This window comes from Pseudomonas sp. AC463 (assembly GCF_979253585.1).
Genome location: NZ_CEEDDZ010000016.1, coordinates 21,721 through 41,364 on the forward strand (window position 1 = coordinate 21,721; position 19,644 = coordinate 41,364).

Consider the following 19,644-nt stretch of genomic DNA (forward strand, 5'->3'; position numbering starts at 1 on the left):
CCGCCAGGCATCAGGCAACAGGCGCCGGTGGTGGCTCGTCTGGAAGGGTCGGCTCACCGGGCTCGGTAGGCTGGGGGTAATCCGGCTCGGGTTGGCCGGGGATGCCGCCCGCGTAGGCGGGGTCGGCCATCAGGGACCAGGCCAGAACGCCAATCTGGTTGGGTTCAAGCCGGGCAAGTTCAGCGCTGATTCGCGGGTCGATCTTCATAAAGTACTCCTCAAGCGTGGCCCGGCGCGTTTTGCACGCACCGGGGCAGTACACCCAATAGAGTCACTTTCCGCAGACTAATTCCCTCAGCGTGTAGGACCTTTCGATCAAGCGCGTGGGAGAGTGACGCCGCGCTGGCCCTGGTACTTGCCGGCGCGGTCTTTGTAGGACACTTCACAAGCTTCGTCGGACTGCAGGAACAGCATCTGTGCCACACCTTCGTTGGCGTAGATTTTCGCCGGCAAGGTGGTGGTGTTGGAGAACTCCAGGGTCACGTGACCTTCCCACTCCGGCTCGAGCGGCGTCACGTTGACGATAATGCCGCAGCGCGCGTAGGTGCTTTTACCCAGGCAGATGGTCAGTACGTCGCGGGGAATGCGGAAGAACTCCACGGTGCGCGCCAGGGCAAAGGAGTTTGGCGGAATGATGCACACATCACTTTTAACGTCGACGAAGCTTTTTTCGTCAAAGTTCTTCGGATCGACGATCGCCGAATTGATGTTGGTGAACACCTTGAATTCATCGGCGCAGCGCACGTCGTAGCCGTAGCTGGAAACCCCGTACGAAATCACCCGCTCGTCGCCTTCGCCACGAATCTGGCGCTCAACGAAGGGCTCGATCATGCCGTGCTCTTGCGCCATGCGGCGAATCCACTTGTCCGATTTGATGCTCATGGCGGGTGTCCTGAATAGCGAGGTGGAAAAATTCTGTTGGGCATCTTACCGGGGCTGGCGTTGGGGTTCAAAGGGCGTGCTGGATTTGTTGATGAACACCCCGATGAATGCACGCCCTCCTATAAGCCGCAGCCAGCGGGGCTGGGACCCAGGCCGCCGGCGCCGGCGACTGCAAATACCACCGCCAGTCACGAAAATAGAGAAACCTTCTGAAATACCATTGGCACGTTCCTGAAAAAGGGTTAAGGTGGCGCCACTGTGCTGCTTGTGTCACTGAGAATCTCTACACGATATGTTGAATTTCGATCCAACCATCTCCAAGAATTTTTCCTGCTCTTTGCACTCAGTCTCGGCCAGGGCTTTTCCTGAGTCGCAGTTAACTTTGTCCAAGGAGATACACCATGTCTAATCGCCAAACTGGTACCGTTAAGTGGTTCAACGATGAAAAAGGCTTCGGCTTCATCACTCCACAATCCGGTGACGACCTGTTCGTTCACTTCAAAGCTATCCAATCCGACGGCTTCAAAAGCCTGAAAGAAGGCCAACAGGTTTCTTTCATCGCTACCCGCGGTCAGAAAGGCATGCAAGCTGAAGAAGTTCAAGTTATCTAACTTGTACTGACTTAGTCGAAAAGACCCCGCCCTTAAAAGCGGGGTTTTTTTATGCCTGGGATTTGGCTCTACGCCGATGCAATGCCAGGCACAAAAAAAATGTGGGAGGGGGCTTGCCCCCGATTGCAGTGGGTCAGCCACGAATAAGCTGACTGATCCACCGCAATCGGGGGCAAGCCCCCTCCCACATTCAAGCATTCAAGTTGCGTCGCTTATTGGAACAACGACTCACTCGACAAGCCATTCTTCTCCAGGATCTCACGCAAGCGCTTGAGCCCTTCCACCTGGATCTGCCGCACCCGCTCACGGGTAAGGCCGATCTCCAAGCCTACGTCCTCCAGGGTACTGCTCTCATGGCCACGCAGGCCGAAGCGGCGAATCACCACCTCACGCTGCTTGTCCGTCAGCTCAGACAGCCACTGGTCAATGCTTTGGGAAAGATCATCGTCCTGCAACAGCTCACAGGGATCTGTAGGGCGATCATCCGTCAGGGTGTCCAGCAGGGTTTTATCCGAATCCGGACCCAGCGAGACATCGACCGAAGACACCCGCTCATTAAGACCAAGCATGCGCTTGACCTCCCCTACCGGTTTTTCCAGCAGGTTGGCGATTTCTTCGGGCGAAGGTTCATGATCGAGTTTTTGTGTCAGCTCACGCGCCGCCCGCAGGTAGACGTTGAGCTCCTTGACCACATGGATCGGCAGCCGGATCGTACGGGTCTGATTCATGATCGCCCGTTCGATGGTCTGGCGGATCCACCAGGTGGCATAGGTTGAAAAGCGGAAGCCCCGCTCAGGGTCGAACTTCTCCACTGCCCGGATCAAGCCCAGGTTGCCCTCCTCGATCAGGTCCAACAGGGACAGCCCACGATTGACGTAGCGTCGGGCGATTTTCACCACCAGGCGCAGGTTGCTTTCAATCATGCGCTTGCGCCCGGCCGGATCGCCCTTTTGCGACAAGCGCGCAAAATGGACTTCTTCTTCAGGGGTAAGCAGAGGGGAAAAGCCGATTTCATTGAGGTACAGCTGGGTCGCATCGAGCGCCCGCGTGTAATCAATGTATTTGTGTTGCTTTAACGCGGAGGAGTTCTTGGATTTGGTGCGAACTGAAGGTACAGCAGGTCCCTCATTCGACATCGATTCCGTAGCGATGCCGGTCTCCATAAGGAGAACCTCATCGTCGATGTCAAACTCCGGCGCTTCTTTACTGAGAGCCATTGTTATAGTCCTTTGGTGAGTTCGACCTCAAGCTCAAGCGACGCCTTTATCCTTGGCAACGCTGGAGCCTGTTCCTTCTACGTGAGGGAACAGGCTGTGCAACACATCAACGACGAGGCAGGAATTGCAGCGGATCTACAGGCTTCCCTTGACGGCGAATCTCAAAGTGCAGTTTCACCCGGTCTGTACCAGTTGACCCCATTTCGGCAATTGTCTGTCCGACTTTGACCTGCTGCCCCTCCCGAACCAACAGCCTGCGGTTGTGACCGTAAGCACTGACGTAGGTATCGCTGTGTTTGATGATGACCAGCTCGCCGTAGCCCCGTAAACCACTCCCGGCGTACACCACTGTCCCATCAGACGCAGCTAAAACAGGCTGTCCCAAATCCCCGGCGATATCAATGCCTTTATTCAAACTACCGTTTGAAGAGAATTTTCCAATCAGCACCCCGTTTGAAGGCCATCCCCAACCGGTCGGAGCAGGCCCTGCAGGCGGCAGCGGCGCGGGTGCCGGCTTGCTCGCAGGCGCTGGCGCTGCGGTGCCTGCAGGCCGGGTGATGATCGTGGTTTTGCTCGAAGACGAGGGCGAAGATCCGGTGTTTGTCACAACTGTCGTAGGCGCTGAACCGGTACGCCCGTCGAAGCGAATGGTCTGGCCAGGATGGATGGTGTAGGGCACAGGAATATTGTTACGAGCTGCAAGCGCCTTGTAATCCCAGCCATAACGGAAGGCGATCGAGAACATCGTATCGCCCTTGCGCACCACGTACTGGCCGGTGGTGACTGTCGGTTTTTGCGGTACCGCGCTGTTACGGTCAACCACCCGCGCACCGCTGCTCGGCGAGCTGGAGCAGCCCACCAACACGGAACTGAAGACAAGGCCAAGCACCAGTCGCTGAAAGCTTGTTTTACTCATACGCTGCGCAAGACCTGTGAGACTCACCCGCCGCTCCCTTTGTGGTGGCTGAACATGAACGCCTGTATCAGGCTTGAAATATGTCGCAAGTATAACTGGGCATTGGCTTTTTACCGGCACGCGAATGAAACGAAACATTCTTCGCGTTAAACACCACCGCCAATCATGTTGACTCGATAGACCCCGCCGTAAGACACATCCTCACCGGCAGAATTCAGTGCCCACAGATAAATGATCAGGCCAGCGGGCCGTTCAGCAGCGGTACGAAGCGAACAGCCCCCAGCACGTGCCGGGAGAAGCCGTCGTCCTCACGGATAATGAGCATCAATTGTTGCACTTCGCCGGAGCCCACCGGGATCACCAGGCGCCCGCCCGGGGCGAGTTGATCGAGCAATGCTTGCGGCACATCGGTGGCCACCGCCGTGACGATGATGCCGTTGTACGGCGCCAGCGCCGGCCAGCCTTCCCAGCCATCGCCCCAGCGGAACACCACGTTGCGCAGGTTCAGCTCCACCAGGCGTTCCTTGGCGCGGTCCTGCAGCACCTTGATGCGCTCGACCGAAAACACCCGCTCCACCAGCTGCGCCAGCACGGCGGTCTGGTAGCCGGAGCCGGTGCCGATCTCCAGCACCTTGTCCAACGGCCCCGCCGCCAGCAGCAGCTCGCTCATGCGCGCGACCATGTACGGCTGGGAGATGGTCTGGTTATGGCCGATGGGCAACGCCGTGTCTTCGTAGGCACGGTGGGCAAGGGCCTCATCGACAAACAGATGCCGCGGCGTGCGACGGATCACTTCCAGCACCTGGGCGTTGGACAGGCCCTCTTCATACAGGCGCTGGATCAACCGCTCGCGGGTACGCTGGGAGGTCATCCCGATACCGCGACGCAGCAGGTCGTCTTGTTCACGAGCCATCAGCGCAGGCCCTCCAGCCAACCATCGAGACCGCTGAAGGCGTCACTGAAGGTACGATCGAGTTGCAACGGGGTAATCGACACATAACCTTGCATCACCGCGTGAAAGTCCGTGCCCGGGCCGCCGTCTTCGGCGTCGCCCGCTGCAGCGATCCAATAGCCTTCCTTGCCACGCGGGTCGACCACCTTCAACGGCGGCTTCGCGCGGGCGCGATGGCCCAGGCGCGTAAGCTGGATGCCGCGAATGTGGTCGAGGGGCAAATTGGGAATATTGACGTTAAGCACCGTACGCGGCGGCAGCACCAGGGAGCCATGGGCCTCCACCAACTTGCGCGCGAAATACGCGGCGGTGGGCAGATTATCCAGTTGGCGCGAAGCGAAGGAAAACGCGAACGCGGTACGCCCCAGGAAGCGCCCTTCAAGGGCCGCCGCCACGGTACCGGAATACAGCACGTCATCGCCCAGGTTGGCGCCGAGGTTGATGCCCGACACCACCAGGTCCGGCTCCTGGTCCAGCAGGCTGTTGATGGCCAGGTGCACGCAGTCGGTGGGGGTACCGTTGACGCTGATAAAGCCATTGGCCAGGACCTGCGGGTGCAGCGGACGGTCGAGCGTCAGCGAACTGCTGGCGCCGCTCTTGTCCTGGTCGGGGGCGACCACCACGCACTCGGCATAATCTTCCAGCGCAGCATAGAGCGCGGCAAGGCCGGGTGCGGTGGCACCGTCATCGTTTGATATCAGAATACGCATGGGTTGTCCGTCTGCCCCACCGGCACCAGATCAACAAGCTCGCGCACCAAGACAGTGGCGAAGCATCCGGCCGGCAGGACGAATTCCAATTGCAGAATGTCCAGCGACGGATAATGCCACGTCAACCCGCCAATGGGCAGTCGCAGAATGCGACGTTCCTGGCTCATGCCGGCATTCACCAGCCAATCGCGCAGGTCGGCTTCACTGGCGGCGACGGCCTGCTCGAGTTCGTGGGTTGCACCCGTGGCCGGAGAGTCGCCCTCGCCCCACTGCGGGCCGGTGGGGTGCAGGTCGAGAATCGCCAGGCGTGGGTCGCTGCATTCAGCCTCCCCCGCCGGAAAAAAACTGCGGCTGTCGGTAAACGCCAGCAGGTCGCCGACCTGGGCGCGCTGCCAGGAACCATCGGCCACACGCGCCGCCAACACCTTGTTGAACAGATAGCTACGCGCGGTGGACAGCAGCCGCGAACGCACATTGCGCTGCTCCGGCAAGGCTTTGCGCGCGGCCCACTCACGCGCATCGACGACATTGCCGCCGTTGTGGCCGAAACGCTGGGCGCCGAAGTAGTTGGGAATGCCGTGCTGTGCAATCAGCTGCAACCGCGAGTCGATGGCGGCGGTATCACCGGCCAACTGCGTCAGGCGCAAGGTGAAACCATTGGCCGAATGCGCGCCACGTTGCAGCTTGCGTTTATGCCGGGCGGTCTTGAGGATCTTGAGCGTGTCGTTTTCCGCGCCGCTCATGTCCGGGTCGGCCTTGCCTGGCAGTTGCACGCTGAACCACTGACGGGTCAGCGCCTGGCGATCCTTGAGCCCGGCATAGCTGACGGTGCGCAACGGCACGCCGGCCGCCTTGGCGATGCGGCGCGCGGCTTCTTCGGTATTCAGGCCGCGCTTTTCCACCCACAGCCAGAGGTGCTCACCCTCGCCGGTCAGCGGGATATCGAGCACTTCGTCAACCTGGAAGTCCTCAGCCGTGGCCTTCAGTACCGCGCTGCCCAGGGCCTCGCCATAGGCCCGCGGGCCCAGCAGTTGCAGGTCATTCATGCGCGCAGCAACAAGGCGACGGAGTGCACCGCAATGCCCTCTTCACGACCGGTAAACCCGAGCTTTTCGGTGGTGGTGGCTTTCACGTTGACTTGATCCAATTCAATTTGCAGGTCTGCGGCAATCAGCGCGCGCATCGATTCGATATGGGGCGCCATTTTCGGCGCCTGGGCCACGATGGTGTTGTCGACATTGCCGACCTTCCAGCCCTTGGCGTGGATCAGGCCGACCACATGGCGCAGCAATACACGACTGTCCGCGCCCTTGAAGGTCGGGTCGGTGTCCGGAAAGTGCTTGCCGATATCACCCAGCGCGGCCGCGCCGAGCAAGGCATCGCTCAAGGCATGCAATACGACGTCGCCGTCGGAATGAGCGAGCAACCCATGGTGGTGTGCAATGCGCACGCCGCCCAGGGTGATGAAATCGCCTTCAGCGAAACGGTGCACATCGTAGCCGTGGCCAATACGCATAAAAAAACGCCCCGATTTAATTCAGGGCGTGATTCTACCTACTTTTGCCTCACATTAACCGAGCAAAGCACGACCATGGTGTCGCAAATGGTCTTCGATGAAGCTGGCGATAAAGAAGTAGCTGTGGTCATAGCCGGGCTGCAGGCGCAGTTCGAGCGGATGGTTGGCCGCCTTGGCCGCTTGCAGCAGGGCTTCGGGCTTGAGCTGCACGGCGAGGAAGTCGTCGCGGTCGCCCTGGTCCACCAGCAATGGCAGTTTTTCCGAGGCTTCGCTGATCAATACGCAGGCATCCCATTCGCGCCATTTGGCGCGTTCTTCGCCCAGGTAGCGGGAGAAGGCTTTCTGGCCCCACGGGCAATCCATCGGGTTGTTGATCGGCGAAAACGCCGACACCGACAGGTAGCGCCCCGGGTTGCGCAAGGCACACACCAGCGCGCCGTGGCCACCCATGGAGTGGCCGCTGATGCCGCGTTTGTCCGAAGCCGGGAAATGCGCCTCAACCAAAGCAGGCAATTCCTGCACCACGTAGTCATGCATCCGATAGTGCTTGGCCCAGGGTTCCTGCGTGGCATTCAGGTAGAAGCCGGCGCCCAGGCCAAAATCCCAGGCGTTGTCCGGATCACCCGGCACGCCAGGGCCACGCGGGCTGGTGTCCGGCGCCACGATGATCAACCCCAATTCTGCGGCCATGCGCTGGGCGCCGGCTTTTTGCATGAAGTTCTCATCGGTGCAGGTCAGCCCCGACAGCCAGTACAGCACCGGCAATTTGCCGCCCTGCTCCGCTTGTGGCGGCAGGTAGACGGCGAAGGTCATGTCGCAACCGAGCACATCGGAGTGATGTTTATAGCGTTTATGCCAGCCGCCGAAGCTTTTCTGGCACGACAGGTTTTCCAGACTCATGGCCGACCTCAGAAGTGGATGACGGTACGGATGCTCTTGCCTTCATGCATCAGGTCAAACGCTTTGTTGATATCTTCCAGGCCCATGGTGTGGGTGATGAAAGTATCCAGCGGGATCTCGCCGGTCTGGGCCATTTCCACGTAGCTTGGCAATTCGCTGCGGCCACGCACGCCACCGAACGCCGACCCGCGCCAGACGCGACCGGTGACCAGTTGGAAGGGGCGCGTGGCGATTTCCTGGCCGGCACCGGCAACGCCGATGATCACCGACTCGCCCCAGCCTTTGTGGCAGCACTCGAGGGCGGCGCGCATCAGTTGCACATTGCCGATGCATTCGAAGGAAAAGTCCACGCCGCCGTCGGTCAAGTCGACGATCACATCCTGGATCGGGCGGTCGTAGTCTTTCGGGTTGATGCAGTCGGTGGCGCCCAGTTGCTTGGCGATCTCGAACTTGGCCGGGTTGATGTCGATGGCGATGATGCGACCGGCCTTGGCCTTGACCGCACCAATAATGGCCGACAGGCCGATACCGCCGAGGCCGAAGATGGCCACGGTGTCGCCCGGTTTGACCTTGGCAGTGTTGATCACCGCACCGATACCGGTGGTGACGCCGCAACCCAGCAGGCAGACTTTTTCCAGCGGCGCTTCTTTAGGAATCTTGGCCACGGAAATTTCCGGCAACACGGTGTACTCGGAGAAGGTCGAGGTACCCATGTAGTGGAAAATCGGCTGGCCCTTGTAAGAGAAGCGCGTGGTGCCATCGGGCATCAGGCCTTTGCCTTGGGTGGCGCGGATGGCCTGGCACAGGTTGGTCTTGCCCGACAGGCAGAATTTGCACTTGCCGCATTCCGGGGTGTACAGCGGGATCACGTGGTCGCCGACGGCTACCGAGGTCACGCCCTCGCCAATGGCTTCAACCACGGCACCACCTTCGTGGCCGAGGATCGACGGGAAGATGCCTTCCGGGTCGGCGCCCGACAGCGTGTAAGCGTCGGTGTGGCACACGCCGGACGCGACCACGCGCAACAGCACTTCGCCAGCCTTGGGCATGGCGACATCCACTTCAACGATCTCGAGAGGCTTCTTGGCTTCGAAGGCTACAGCGGCGCGGGACTTGATCATCCGGGTTTCTCCAGGGAGTTAAAAACTGAGACGGTAAGTGTAAAACATGGCCAGCTGATTAATAATCCAGGCAAAAGCAAAACATTATTGCCATACGGGGATAATCACCATGCTGGAAAACCGCTGGGAAGGCATCGATGAGTTTGTCGCCGTGGCCGAATGCTGCCAATTCACCGCAGCGGCGGAGCGCCTCGGCGTGTCGTCATCGCATATCAGCCGCCAGGTGGCGCGGCTGGAAGAGCGCCTGCAAACCCGCCTGCTGTATCGCAGCACCCGGCGGGTCACGCTGACCGAGGCTGGCCAGACCTTCCTGCAACACTGCCAACGCCTGCAGGATGGGCGCGAAGAAGCCCTGCGTGCGGTGGGCGACCTGGCCAGCGAGCCTAAAGGCATGCTGCGCATGACCTGCGCGGTAGCCTATGGCGAGCGCTTTATCGTGCCGCTGGTGACGCGCTTCATGGCGCTGTATCCGCAATTGCGCGTGGATGTGGAACTGAGCAACCGCCAGCTCGACCTGGTGCACGAAGGCCTGGACCTGGCCATTCGCCTGGGGCGCCTGGCCGATTCGCGCATGGTCGCCACGCGCCTGGCGCCCAGGCGCATGTACCTGTGCGCGTCACCCTCCTACGTCGAACGGTACGGACGCCCACACAGCTTGTCGGAGCTGAGCCGCCATAACTGCCTGATCGGCAGTTCCGATATCTGGCAACTGGAACAGGACGGGCGAGAATTTTCCCAGCGCGTACAGGGCAATTGGCGCTGCAACAGTGGGCAAGCGGTGCTGGATGCAGCGCTCCAGGGCGTCGGCCTGTGTCAGTTACCGGACTACTACGTGCTGGAGCACCTGAACAGCGGTGCGCTGGTGTCCTTGCTGGAGGCGCACCAGCCACCAAACACTGCCGTGTGGGCGCTGTACCCGCAACAGCGCCACCTCTCACCCAAAGTGCGCAAGCTGGTGGAGTTCCTTAAACAGGGGCTAGCCCAAAACGCGGTCTACACCACCACATAACTAACGCCCGATCATCGCCCGCTTGCCTGCAAATACGCACAGTTCCCACGGCGACAAGGCAAGCAGATGAGCACCCAAGCCCCACAGATTCAGCGCACCAATCATTTTATCCACAAGGTCATGGCCGACTTCCCGGTGCCCGGCGAAATCGCCTGCCGCTTGATCCGCGAGCACACCCAGCTTTTTGGCAACGAAGAACCGGACCCGGACGACACCCTGCTGGTCACGATTGAATACAACACCGACAACCCCGATGCGCCCTTCACCGGCGCAATTGTGCAGTCCATGACCTTGACCGAGGCGATGATCACCAATGCCCCGATGGCCCCCGGCGGGCTGGTCAATATCACCGGGTTTTCCAAGACCGCGCCATATTTCACTATCGTCCCCGAGCTGCCGCGCCTGGTCGATAACCGCATCCCGGCGATGTTCAACGAGGAATTCATTGCCGCCAGCTGGATTCCCCCGCAGCGCTACGAAGCGATTTACCGGGTCAGCCACCCCCAGGTCTACGGGCCGGACACCCAGCTGGACATCCCGCCCCGGGCGTTTCGCAACGTCGTGCAGTCGAGCAATTTCGAACAGATTTACAACGACGCCATCACGGGTTTCTGGCGCAAGCACCAGGAAAACTATAAGGCGCTGATGCGCATGGCCTTTATCGAGGGTTACCTGAGCCAGTTGGATGAGCTGAGCCTGACCGATGAGGAGCGCAACCTGGCGGCGCGGGCGGCCGGCGTCGGTGCCGACAAAGACTTCAACGACCTGACGCTCGAAGAGCTGCAAGCGCCCTATGTTTGCGACCCAGGCATTTCCATGCGCCTGCTGCGCATCCATAACAGTGAAGCCACGGACATCCTCACCATCACCGACAACCAGAGCCGGATCACCCTGCTCTACATTCCCGGCAACTCGTCGCCGTTCCACGGTTTTCTCGACCCCGCATCCATGCGCACCTGGCTGGTGAAACTGGCCAAAAACGCCACATCGCGCAAAGCCCTGACCAACCATTTTGAACCCGACACGGTGGACTCCGGCTTGATCTACAGCGGCGTCGAGGAAGCCCTGGTGGGCATGACCGCGTTTCCTGGCGTCGCGCCAAAGTCCGGCTTTTTCAATAAGTTGCTGCCGGACGCCTACTGGGATCCGGAGCAATACATCAACCACCCAATGTACCCGGCACTCAACAGCAGCCCGTTCGACTACATGACCCGCCAGGTCAAGGCGCGCGTCGGCAAGCTGATGGCGAATACTATCGTTTCCCCCCTCGACACCCATAAAGCGGACACCCTCGACGCCCTGGAAAAGGTCTGCCTGCTGGCGATCCCCCTGGCACTGGCCATGCGCACGGCCATGCTGGCGGAATTCTGCTTTCTGACCCAGGGCATCACGCAAATGATGATCGGCGCCGACGACACGCTCAAAAGCAAAGGCAAGGGCGTAGAACGCATTATCTTCGGCGCCTTGAATGCCGTGCCGGTGATGATCCATGGCTTTCGCACCCGCATCACCACCCTGAGCACCCTGCGGTCACAGCTGGGCAAGGCTTCCCGCGAGGCCAATGGCAACATCAAGGTCAGCATTCTCGCCGACGTAACCAGCAGCTCGACGCCGACAGTAGACGAAGGTTGGTCGCTCTCCAAACTACCGCCGCCGAGTGGTTTGCAGACGGTGAAGATCAACGGCGAAACCTTCATGACCTACAACGCCCCCAATGAAAGCGGCTTTTTCGAACTGTTCATGAAGGATCCCGCAGCCCCCGAGAAAGTCCAGGCGGCAGGGCTTTACGCCATACAAAACACCGACCGGACATGGCGGCGGGCAGGGTTGAGCGGCGGCGGTGCGTTTCGCAATGGTTGGCAACGCATCTACCGTTTTTTTGGCGGCCCCGACCACTCGACGTTCTTCAGCGCCTATGAAATGCCGACGTCGTTGCGCGACACCCTGGCAGACATGATGAAAAGCGACAGCGCGTTTTCCAATGACTACGAGCCGCTCGGCACCCAGCAACAGCCGCTGCGGGATACGCGCAATCTGTTCTTTGAGAATAGAAACAAGCTGATCGTGGACTCGACGGCGTTCTTTGAAAACCTCGCACTATCACCCTTGCGGCCAGTACTGCCGTCCTTCAGCCTCAGCGAGTCACAGACCAGCATCATCCACAAGTTGTTCGGTGCCAGCGACGGCCTGGTACTGGGCGAAAGCCACGGCGCGCTGTCGAGCAAGGCCTTTTTGATCGAAAACATGCAGGAACTGGCGCGAGTGGGAGTCAAGCGGATTTATTTCGAGCATCTGCTGACGGACGTTCACATACCGCTGATCAAGGCGTTCTACCGCACAAGCACGGTGCGAATGCCAGAAGAATTGAAAGATTACCTGAGGGGCATCTACCCACCCCTGAGCAATCCTTATTACTCGTTTCAAAATATCCTGGTCAAAGCCAAGGAGGCCGGGATCAAGATCCAACCCATCGATTGCGTCGCCAGTTACATGCTCAAGGACCTGATCGACACCCACGGCACACTGCGCCAACGGATGATGAATTACTTCGCAACCAAGGTGATTCAGTGGGTGCAGACCACCAAGCGCCAACCGGGCAAGTGGGTCGCACTGGTGGGCAACAGCCATACCAACACCTACCGGGGCGTTCCCGGGCTGGCCGAGCTGACCGGCAGTATTGGTTTACGCGTAGAGGACGCTCGCGTCGGGCAGCGCCTGGGAATCGAAGCCGATTCGGGCATGACCGCCAGCATGGGGATCGGCAAGGGCAACGCCACAGTCCAGGCGAATTTCGTACTGCGGGTAGACACTGCCGCGCTGCGCAGACCTACGGCGCCACTCCCCGGCCCGTCCCGCAGCCTGGTGGTGAAAAACCCACAGACGCAGCTGACCCACCCGGGGCAGTTCCTACTGGTGGCGGCCACGCCTACTATGGCTGCGCAGATTCTGTACCGGTCGCGACGCGGCGATATCCTGACCATCACTGTCCGTCAGACCGAAACGCAGCTCTCGATCACCGTACCGGGCTGGTCAATCAATCAGACACTCTTCGACAGCCAGCAAGCACTGGTGGATGCCCTGAAAGCTAGAGCCGGCGTGGAGCAGGTATTCGACTGACTCAATGAGCCTGGCTGGCCCGCCGCTGACGCAGCCATTCAAGGTCCTCGGGGCGAGTGACCTTGATGTTGTCGGAACGGCCTTCGATCAGGCGCGGCGCGTGCCCGGCCCATTCCATGGCCGAGGCTTCGTCGGTGATGACCACGTCCGATACCAGGCTGTCGGCCAGGGCCTGATGCAGGGCGCCGAGGCGAAACATCTGCGGTGTGTAGGCCTGCCAGATCTCACTGCGGTCGACGGTTTCCACAACCCGGCCATACTTGTCGGCACGCTTGAGGGTGTCCCGCGCCGGCACGGCCAGCAGGCCGCCGACGGGATCGTTGGCGAGCTCAAACAGCAGTTTGTCGAGGTCGTCGCGGTTGAGGTTGGGGCGTGCCGCATCGTGCACCAGCACCCAGTCGTCATCGCTGGCACCCTGGCCGTGCAGGTACAACAGTGCGTTCAACACCGAACCCGAGCGCTCTGCACCGCCATCCACTCGCGTGATGCGTGGGTCGGCGGCACAAGCGAGGGTTGGCCAATAGGGGTCGTCGATAGCAACGCTGACCACCAGCCCCTTGAGGTCAGGGTGGTCGAGGAAACAGCCGAGGCTGTGTTCGAGAATAGTGCGCCCGCCCAGTTGCAGATATTGCTTGGGACGGTCCGCGGCCATACGGGCACCAACGCCCGCGGCAGGAATCACGGCCCAGAAGGCCGGTGACGAAAGACTCATTGGGCCAACTGGTAGAGGGTCTCGCCCTCCTTGACCATGCCCAACTCATGACGAGCCCGTTCTTCAACGGTCTCCGTACCTTTTTTCAACTCAAGCACTTCGGCATCGAGGACGCGGTTGCGCTCGAGCAGGCGTTCGTTTTCGGCGTGCTGGTCGGCAATTTGCTGGGTCAGGTCTTTTACCTGCGCAAAGCTGCCGTTACCCACCCATAGGCGGTACTGCAGGCCAGCCAGCAACAAGAGCAAGACGAGGAACAACCAATTGGGACTGCGCATCGAATATCGGGTATCCAGTGAAAAAAGACCGCCATGCAAAACTTTTGCAGCAACTGATAGCACGAAGCCTGGAAGACCCAGGCTTGTGCTTGATAGCCATCAGATTAGCGGCGAATTACACACTGTCGTGAGTTTTCCGACGCAATCCGCTGACTTTTTAACATTTACCAATCAGCCGCGAAACTCGCCGCGACCGTTGTACTTGGCTTTGCCGGCCAGTTGCTCTTCGATACGCAGCAATTGGTTGTACTTGGAAACGCGGTCGGAACGGCACAGGGAACCGGTCTTGATCTGGCCAGCCGAGGTGCCCACGGCCAGGTCGGCAATGGTCGAATCTTCGGTTTCGCCGGAGCGGTGCGAGATCACGGCAGTGTAGCCCGCCGCCTTGGCCATCTGGATGGCTTCCAGGGTTTCGGTCAGGGTGCCGATCTGGTTGAACTTGATCAGGATCGAGTTGGCGATCTTTTTGTCGATGCCTTCTTTCAGGATCTTGGTGTTGGTCACGAACAGGTCGTCGCCCACCAGCTGGACTTTCTCGCCGATCTTGTCGGTGAGGATTTTCCAGCCGTCCCAATCGGACTCGTCCAGGCCGTCTTCGATCGAGATGATCGGGTAGCGCTGGGTCAGGCCTTTCAGGTAGTCAGCGAAACCTTCGGAGTTGAACACCTGACCTTCGCCGGACAGGTTGTACTTGCCATCTTCGTAGAACTCGCTGGCCGCGCAGTCCAGGGCCAGGGTCACGTCGGTGCCCAGCTTGTAGCCAGCGTTGGCCACGGCTTCGGAGATCACTTTGAGTGCATCTTCGTTGGACGCCAGGTTTGGCGCGAAGCCACCTTCGTCACCGACCGCAGTGCTCAGGCCACGGGCCTTCAGCACAGCCTTGAGGTGATGGAAAATCTCGGTGCCCATGCGCAGGCCTTCGGAGAAGGTCTTGGCGCCAACCGGCTGCACCATGAATTCCTGGATGTCGACGTTGTTATCGGCGTGCTCGCCACCGTTGATGATGTTCATCATCGGCACCGGCATCGAGTACACACCCGGGGTGCCGTTCAGGTTGGCGATGTGGGCGTACAGCGGCAGGTCCTGGTCCTGTGCGGCGGCCTTGGCAGCGGCCAGGGACACGGCGAGGATGGCGTTGGCGCCCAGGCTGCCTTTGTTTTCGGTGCCGTCGAGCTTGATCATCGCGTGGTCCAGGGCTTTCTGGTCCAGCGGGTCCTTGCCCAGCAACAGGTCACGGATCGGGCCGTTGATGTTGGCTACAGCCTTGAGTACACCCTTGCCCAGGTAACGGCTCTTGTCGCCATCACGCAGTTCCAGCGCTTCGCGCGAACCGGTGGAAGCACCGGACGGCGCGCAGGCGCTGCCGATGATGCCGTTATCGAGAAGCACGTCGGCTTCGACGGTGGGGTTGCCACGGGAGTCGAGAACTTCACGACCTTTGATGTCGACGATTTTTGCCATTGTTGTAAACACTCCAAAGTTGACGAAAACGACGCAGCTGAAGGGAATCTTTTGACCGACCGCAAGGGTGGAACAACGGGGCAGGCTTGCAGGCGACAAGGCTCAGGCCCGCAGGCCTGAGCGTAAAGCGTGGGAAAGTCTACCGGAGAAACGACGCTTACGCGGTCTCTACCGTCGGAAAACTCTTGACCAGTTCGTCCAATTGCTTGAGCTGGGCCAGGAATAGCTCCAGTTTGTCCAGGCGCAGGGCGCATGGGCCGTCGCATTTGGCGTTGTCCGGGTCTGGGTGAGCTTCCAGGAAGAGGCCCGCCAGGGACTGGCTGATGCCGGCCTTGGCCAGGTCCAGCACCTGGGCACGGCGCCCGCCAGCGGAATCGGCGCGACCACCGGGCATTTGCAGCGCGTGGGTCACGTCGAAGAACACCGGGTATTCGAACTGTTTCATGATGCCGAAACCGAGCATGTCCACCACGAGGTTGTTGTAGCCGAAGCTTGAACCGCGCTCGCAGAGGATCAACTGGTCGTTACCCGCTTCCACGCACTTGCTCAGGATGTGTTTCATTTCCTGGGGCGCGAGGAACTGGGCTTTCTTGATATTGATCACAGCGCCGGTCTTGGCCATCGCAACGACCAGGTCGGTCTGGCGCGACAGGAAGGCCGGCAGCTGGATGATGTCGCACACCTCGGCGACCACGGCAGCCTGTTCAGGCTCGTGGACGTCGGTGATGATCGGCACGCCGAAGGCTTGCTTGATGTCCTGGAAGATCCGCATGCCTTCTTCAAGGCCCGGGCCGCGATAGGAGGTCACGGACGAACGGTTGGCCTTGTCGAAGCTGGCCTTGAACACGTAAGGGATACCGAGTTTCTCGGTGACCTTTACATACTCTTCACAGACCTGCATCGCCATGTCACGGCTTTCCAGTACGTTCATGCCGCCGAACAGCACCATGGGCTTGTCGTTGGCAATCTCGATGTCGCCTACGCGAATGATCTTCTGGGCCATCAGGGTTACGCCTTCTTCTGATGTTGCGTCAGTGCTGCTTTGACGAAACCGCTGAACAACGGGTGACCGTCGCGCGGCGTCGAGGTGAACTCCGGGTGGAACTGGCAAGCGACGAACCATGGATGATCCGGTGCCTCGACCACTTCAACCAGCGCGCCATCACCGGAGCGACCGGAGATTTTCAGGCCGGCCTCTTTGATTTGCGGCAGCAGGTTGTTGTTCACTTCGTAGCGGTGACGGTGACGCTCGACGATCACGTCCTTGCCGTAGCAGTCGTGAACCAGCGAGCCCGGCTCCAGCAGGCAGTCCTGTGCACCAAGGCGCATGGTGCCGCCCAGGTCGGAGCTTTCGGTGCGGGTTTCAACGGCGCCGGTGGCGTCTTCCCACTCGGTGATCAGGCCCACGACCGGGTGGCCGCTCTTGCTGTCGAACTCGGTGGAGTTGGCGTCTTTCCAGCCCAGCACGTTACGGGCGAACTCGATAACGGCCACTTGCATGCCCAGGCAGATGCCCAGGTATGGCACCTTGTTTTCACGAGCGTACTGCACGGCAGTGATCTTGCCTTCCACGCCACGCAGGCCGAAACCGCCTGGAACGAGGATCGCATCAACGCCTTCGAGCAGCGCGGTGCCCTGGTTCTCGATGTCTTCGGAATCGATGTAGCGCAGGTTGACCTTGGTACGGTTGCTGATACCGGCGTGGCTCATCGCTTCGATCAGCGACTTGTACGCGTCCAGCAGCTCCATGTACTTGCCGACCATGGCGATGGTGACTTCATGCTCTGGGTTGAGCTTGGCGTCGACCACGGCTTCCCACTCGGAGAGGTCCGCGCCGTTGCACTGCAGGCCGAAACGCTCGACCACAAAATCGTCCAGGCCTTGCGAATGCAGGATGCCCGGGATCTTGTAGATGGTGTCGGCGTCTTCCAGCGCGATTACCGCACGCTCTTCAACGTTGGTGAATTGCGCGATCTTGCGACGCGAGGAGATATCGATCGGGTGATCCGAGCGGCACACCAGCACGTCCGGCTGCAGGCCGATGGAACGCAGTTCCTTGACCGAGTGCTGGGTTGGCTTGGTTTTGGTTTCGCCGGCAGTGGCGATGTACGGCACCAAGGTCAGGTGCATCAGCATCGCGCGCTTGGCGCCGACTTCGAAACGCAACTGGCGGATGGCTTCGAGGAACGGTTGGGATTCGATGTCACCCACGGTGCCACCGATCTCGACCATCGCCACGTCGGCATCGCCTGCACCCTTGATGATGCGGCGCTTGATTTCGTCGGTGATGTGCGGGATCACCTGGATGGTTGCACCCAGGTAGTCACCACGGCGCTCTTTGCGCAGCACGTGCTCGTAGACACGGCCGGTGGTGAAGTTGTTGTTCTGGGTCATGGTCGTGCGGATGAACCGCTCGTAGTGGCCCAGGTCCAGGTCGGTTTCGGCGCCGTCGTGGGTGACGAACACTTCACCGTGCTGGAACGGGCTCATGGTGCCCGGGTCAACGTTGATGTACGGGTCCAGCTTGAGCATGGTGACTTTAAGCCCCCGCGCCTCCAGGATGGCCGCCAATGAAGCGGAGGCAATGCCTTTCCCCAATGAAGAAACAACACCGCCCGTGACGAATATGTAGCGCGTCATGAAAAACCCTAGAAGTCTGCGTTAAAGCGGTACGAGCCGCCGGGGAAAGCGAAGGAAGGCCGAAGCCCCCGATCACCTGCATTAATCACAGTGCACCTTTCAAAAAAACCGCCGCGTGGTGACAGACCAGCAATGAAACACCGGTACGTTGATCGCTACACATTTTTTGGAATCGCCCAGCAAAGACTGCTTGGTAATCGGCAACTGCTGCGATTCAGATGAATCCACAGAAGTTGTATCAAGAAGGGAGCGTAGTCTACCGGAAAGGCTCTATCAGCTCAAACCTTGATCGCAGGTCTGTGGCATCCAATGTAATTGCCAGCCCTGCGACGGCATCGGCCATAGCCCCGCAAGGCTTGGCACAGCCAGCAATTGCTCGCCCTGATAAAGCAGCGGCAATCTGCCACGGACGAAGCCCGGCACACCCCTTTCATTTAGCAGACGCTTCAAGTCACGCCGGCCGCGACCGGGCACTTCGATCATCTCGCCGCCTTGTCGATAACGGATCACCAGCGGGCCTCCAGGGGCCTTGCCGATAAATCTCAGCTGGCCGTTGCCAGGTAACTCTAGTGGGTTTTGCGGATCGGGCCAGCTCAAATCTGCGTCGGAAAATGTCGACCAACTGGAGGGCAACCACCAGATGCGATCGCCGCATCGGTGCAACTCACCATCGGCCAGGCGCCATAAGGGTTGTGCATCGGCCTTGGCATCCCGTAGGGAATGCCAACTGGCCCAGTGGTCGCTGTCGGGTAGACGGGTAAGCGGGTTCAGCCAGTGACGCAGGGCGTTGCGCTGGCGCGCGTCGGAAAGCTCGCGTAGTGGCGCAAGGGCCAAGGACGGCAAGGGCAACCAGGGAAAGGGCGAGGGTTGATCGGCGGCTGCGCGGTCGAGCAGTGCCAACTCATCCAGCAGGCCCTGGGCTTCGCTCAGGTGATCGGCGCTGCGGGCCAGGCTGGACAAGGCCTGTGGCCAGCGTTCGGCCAGCACTGGCAGCACGCGATGGCGCAGGTAATTGCGGGAGAAGCGTGGGTCGGCGTTGGAGGGGTCTTCAATCCATTTGAGCTGATGCTCTTGGGCGTAGACTTCCAGCTCAGCGCGCGAGGCATCCAGCAGCGGCCGCACCAAGTGCCCGCCCGCCAACGGACGCCGCGCAGGCATGGCCGCCAACCCGCGCACCCCGGCGCCACGCAGCAGGCGGAATAACAGGGTTTCGGCCTGGTCGTCACGATGCTGGCCGGTGAGCATCACCTCCCCTTCCCCGAGCACCTCGGCGAACGCCTGGTAACGCGCATCACGGGCGGCACGCTCAAGGCTTGCGCCCGGCTGGACTTGCACACGGATGACCTGCAAGGGCACGCCGAGACTGTCACAGATTGATTGGCAGTGTTCGGGCCAGGCATCAGCGGCCGTTTGCAGGCCGTGGTGAACATGCACAGCACGCAGAGGTGGAATATTTGCCAGAGAAGCGAGGAGATGCAGCAGGACGGTGGAATCGAGGCCGCCAGAAAAGGCGACATGCCAGGCCGGGGCGTTGCGCCACGGGGCGAGGGCTTGCAGGAGTTGGGCGGAAAGCACTGGTTTCATCAGATGTTACCGCCGCAAATC

At 60.3% G+C, this 19,644-nt stretch carries 19 protein-coding genes; 3 read left to right on the forward strand and 16 right to left on the reverse strand.

Annotation, left to right across the window (positions count from 1 at the left end; translation table 11 throughout):
* Positions 1-10: 10 nt before the first annotated feature.
* Positions 11-208 (reverse strand): hypothetical protein, encoded by a 198-nt coding sequence (locus AC0IYH_RS20065; protein WP_010212420.1) that lies wholly within the window; start codon positions 206-208, stop codon positions 11-13.
* A 107-nt stretch (positions 209-315) separates the two neighbouring features.
* Entirely contained in the window at positions 316-882 is a 567-nt protein-coding gene (gene dcd, locus AC0IYH_RS20070) for a dCTP deaminase (RefSeq protein WP_003189215.1), read from the reverse strand.
* A 401-nt stretch (positions 883-1,283) separates the two neighbouring features.
* Here dcd and AC0IYH_RS20075 point away from each other — a divergent pair, with 401 nt between their 5' ends.
* A complete protein-coding gene (locus AC0IYH_RS20075) occupies positions 1,284-1,493 on the forward strand; it encodes a cold-shock protein (protein ID WP_002554837.1) in 210 nt (69 codons plus the stop codon).
* 212 nt (positions 1,494-1,705) lie between these two features.
* On the opposite strand, the gene rpoS is transcribed toward AC0IYH_RS20075, so the two are convergent.
* The 8 genes from rpoS to AC0IYH_RS20115 form a co-directional block, all read right to left on the reverse strand.
* Entirely contained in the window at positions 1,706-2,710 is a 1,005-nt protein-coding gene (gene rpoS / locus AC0IYH_RS20080; RefSeq protein ID WP_101267297.1) for an RNA polymerase sigma factor RpoS, read from the reverse strand.
* Between the two features lie 106 nt (positions 2,711-2,816).
* Positions 2,817-3,653: a peptidoglycan DD-metalloendopeptidase family protein gene (locus tag AC0IYH_RS20085; RefSeq protein WP_122773965.1), complete on the reverse strand. Its 837-nt coding sequence runs from the start codon at positions 3,651-3,653 to the stop codon at positions 2,817-2,819.
* Positions 3,654-3,861: 208 nt separating this feature from the next.
* Positions 3,862-4,497, reverse strand: coding sequence for a protein-L-isoaspartate(D-aspartate) O-methyltransferase (locus AC0IYH_RS20090; protein WP_177343936.1), 636 nt, complete (start codon positions 4,495-4,497; stop codon positions 3,862-3,864).
* A 41-nt stretch (positions 4,498-4,538) separates the two neighbouring features.
* Positions 4,539-5,288, reverse strand: coding sequence for a 5'/3'-nucleotidase SurE (gene surE / locus AC0IYH_RS20095; RefSeq protein ID WP_116628351.1), 750 nt, complete (start codon positions 5,286-5,288; stop codon positions 4,539-4,541).
* A complete protein-coding gene (truD, locus tag AC0IYH_RS20100; protein WP_471835888.1) occupies positions 5,276-6,334 on the reverse strand; it encodes a tRNA pseudouridine(13) synthase TruD in 1,059 nt (352 codons plus the stop codon). Before truD ends, surE begins: the two co-directional genes overlap by 13 nt.
* Positions 6,331-6,804, reverse strand: a complete 474-nt coding sequence (gene ispF, locus AC0IYH_RS20105) for a 2-C-methyl-D-erythritol 2,4-cyclodiphosphate synthase (protein WP_012722614.1) — start codon at positions 6,802-6,804, stop codon at positions 6,331-6,333. The genes truD and ispF overlap by 4 nt, the downstream gene beginning before the upstream one ends.
* 54 nt (positions 6,805-6,858) lie before the next feature.
* On the reverse strand, positions 6,859-7,704 hold the full coding sequence (gene fghA / locus AC0IYH_RS20110; RefSeq protein ID WP_116628353.1) for an S-formylglutathione hydrolase: 846 nt from the start codon (positions 7,702-7,704) through the stop codon (positions 6,859-6,861).
* A gap of 8 nt (positions 7,705-7,712) precedes the next feature.
* The gene (locus tag AC0IYH_RS20115) at positions 7,713-8,825 is read right to left on the reverse strand and encodes an S-(hydroxymethyl)glutathione dehydrogenase/class III alcohol dehydrogenase (protein ID WP_116628354.1); all 1,113 of its coding nucleotides are present in this window, start codon (positions 8,823-8,825) and stop codon (positions 7,713-7,715) included.
* A gap of 109 nt (positions 8,826-8,934) precedes the next feature.
* On the opposite strand from AC0IYH_RS20115, the gene AC0IYH_RS20120 reads away from it, so the two are divergent.
* Together AC0IYH_RS20120 and AC0IYH_RS20125 are read left to right on the forward strand one after the other, a co-directional pair.
* Entirely contained in the window at positions 8,935-9,834 is a 900-nt protein-coding gene (locus AC0IYH_RS20120; protein ID WP_116628355.1) for a LysR family transcriptional regulator, read from the forward strand.
* A 66-nt stretch (positions 9,835-9,900) separates the two neighbouring features.
* Positions 9,901-12,951 (forward strand): membrane-targeted effector domain-containing toxin, encoded by a 3,051-nt coding sequence (locus tag AC0IYH_RS20125; RefSeq protein WP_471835891.1) that lies wholly within the window; start codon positions 9,901-9,903, stop codon positions 12,949-12,951.
* A gap of 1 nt (position 12,952) precedes the next feature.
* Here the strand turns inward: AC0IYH_RS20125 and ispD are convergent, their stop codons facing one another.
* The 6 genes from ispD to tilS all read right to left on the reverse strand — a co-directional run bounded on the left by ispD (position 12,953) and on the right by tilS (position 19,623).
* A complete protein-coding gene (gene ispD / locus AC0IYH_RS20130; protein ID WP_471835893.1) occupies positions 12,953-13,663 on the reverse strand; it encodes a 2-C-methyl-D-erythritol 4-phosphate cytidylyltransferase in 711 nt (236 codons plus the stop codon).
* The gene (gene ftsB, locus AC0IYH_RS20135) at positions 13,660-13,938 is read right to left on the reverse strand and encodes a cell division protein FtsB (protein WP_003172294.1); all 279 of its coding nucleotides are present in this window, start codon (positions 13,936-13,938) and stop codon (positions 13,660-13,662) included. The genes ispD and ftsB overlap by 4 nt, the downstream gene beginning before the upstream one ends.
* A gap of 171 nt (positions 13,939-14,109) precedes the next feature.
* Complete coding sequence (eno, locus tag AC0IYH_RS20140) at positions 14,110-15,399, reverse strand: phosphopyruvate hydratase (RefSeq protein WP_116628358.1); 1,290 nt, start codon at positions 15,397-15,399, stop codon at positions 14,110-14,112.
* A gap of 157 nt (positions 15,400-15,556) precedes the next feature.
* Positions 15,557-16,402, reverse strand: a complete 846-nt coding sequence (gene kdsA, locus AC0IYH_RS20145; protein WP_471835895.1) for a 3-deoxy-8-phosphooctulonate synthase — start codon at positions 16,400-16,402, stop codon at positions 15,557-15,559.
* A 5-nt stretch (positions 16,403-16,407) separates the two neighbouring features.
* A complete protein-coding gene (locus AC0IYH_RS20150) occupies positions 16,408-18,039 on the reverse strand; it encodes a CTP synthase (RefSeq protein WP_032891641.1) in 1,632 nt (543 codons plus the stop codon).
* A 273-nt stretch (positions 18,040-18,312) separates the two neighbouring features.
* The gene (gene tilS, locus AC0IYH_RS20155; protein ID WP_471835897.1) at positions 18,313-19,623 is read right to left on the reverse strand and encodes a tRNA lysidine(34) synthetase TilS; all 1,311 of its coding nucleotides are present in this window, start codon (positions 19,621-19,623) and stop codon (positions 18,313-18,315) included.
* Positions 19,624-19,644 lie beyond the last annotated feature (21 nt).

What these genes read in the sequence shown, in the direction of transcription:
- AC0IYH_RS20065 (WP_010212420.1), bottom strand. Translation starts at nt 208, where the DNA reads ATGAAGATCGACCCGCGAATCAGCGCTGAACTTGCCCGGCTTGAACCC.
- dcd (WP_003189215.1), bottom strand. Translation starts at nt 882, where the DNA reads ATGAGCATCAAATCGGACAAGTGGATTCGCCGCATGGCGCAAGAGCAC.
- AC0IYH_RS20075 (WP_002554837.1), top strand. Translation starts at nt 1,284, where the DNA reads ATGTCTAATCGCCAAACTGGTACCGTTAAGTGGTTCAACGATGAAAAA.
- rpoS (WP_101267297.1), bottom strand. Translation starts at nt 2,710, where the DNA reads ATGGCTCTCAGTAAAGAAGCGCCGGAGTTTGACATCGACGATGAGGTT.
- AC0IYH_RS20090 (WP_177343936.1), bottom strand. Translation starts at nt 4,497, where the DNA reads ATGACCTCCCAGCGTACCCGCGAGCGGTTGATCCAGCGCCTGTATGAA.
- surE (WP_116628351.1), bottom strand. Translation starts at nt 5,288, where the DNA reads ATGCGTATTCTGATATCAAACGATGACGGTGCCACCGCACCCGGCCTT.
- truD (WP_471835888.1), bottom strand. Translation starts at nt 6,334, where the DNA reads ATGAATGACCTGCAACTGCTGGGCCCGCGGGCCTATGGCGAGGCCCTG.
- ispF (WP_012722614.1), bottom strand. Translation starts at nt 6,804, where the DNA reads ATGCGTATTGGCCACGGCTACGATGTGCACCGTTTCGCTGAAGGCGAT.
- fghA (WP_116628353.1), bottom strand. Translation starts at nt 7,704, where the DNA reads ATGAGTCTGGAAAACCTGTCGTGCCAGAAAAGCTTCGGCGGCTGGCAT.
- AC0IYH_RS20115 (WP_116628354.1), bottom strand. Translation starts at nt 8,825, where the DNA reads ATGATCAAGTCCCGCGCCGCTGTAGCCTTCGAAGCCAAGAAGCCTCTC.
- AC0IYH_RS20120 (WP_116628355.1), top strand. Translation starts at nt 8,935, where the DNA reads ATGCTGGAAAACCGCTGGGAAGGCATCGATGAGTTTGTCGCCGTGGCC.
- AC0IYH_RS20125 (WP_471835891.1), top strand. Translation starts at nt 9,901, where the DNA reads ATGAGCACCCAAGCCCCACAGATTCAGCGCACCAATCATTTTATCCAC.
- ispD (WP_471835893.1), bottom strand. Translation starts at nt 13,663, where the DNA reads ATGAGTCTTTCGTCACCGGCCTTCTGGGCCGTGATTCCTGCCGCGGGC.
- ftsB (WP_003172294.1), bottom strand. Translation starts at nt 13,938, where the DNA reads ATGCGCAGTCCCAATTGGTTGTTCCTCGTCTTGCTCTTGTTGCTGGCT.
- eno (WP_116628358.1), bottom strand. Translation starts at nt 15,399, where the DNA reads ATGGCAAAAATCGTCGACATCAAAGGTCGTGAAGTTCTCGACTCCCGT.
- kdsA (WP_471835895.1), bottom strand. Translation starts at nt 16,402, where the DNA reads ATGGCCCAGAAGATCATTCGCGTAGGCGACATCGAGATTGCCAACGAC.
- AC0IYH_RS20150 (WP_032891641.1), bottom strand. Translation starts at nt 18,039, where the DNA reads ATGACGCGCTACATATTCGTCACGGGCGGTGTTGTTTCTTCATTGGGG.
- tilS (WP_471835897.1), bottom strand. Translation starts at nt 19,623, where the DNA reads ATGAAACCAGTGCTTTCCGCCCAACTCCTGCAAGCCCTCGCCCCGTGG.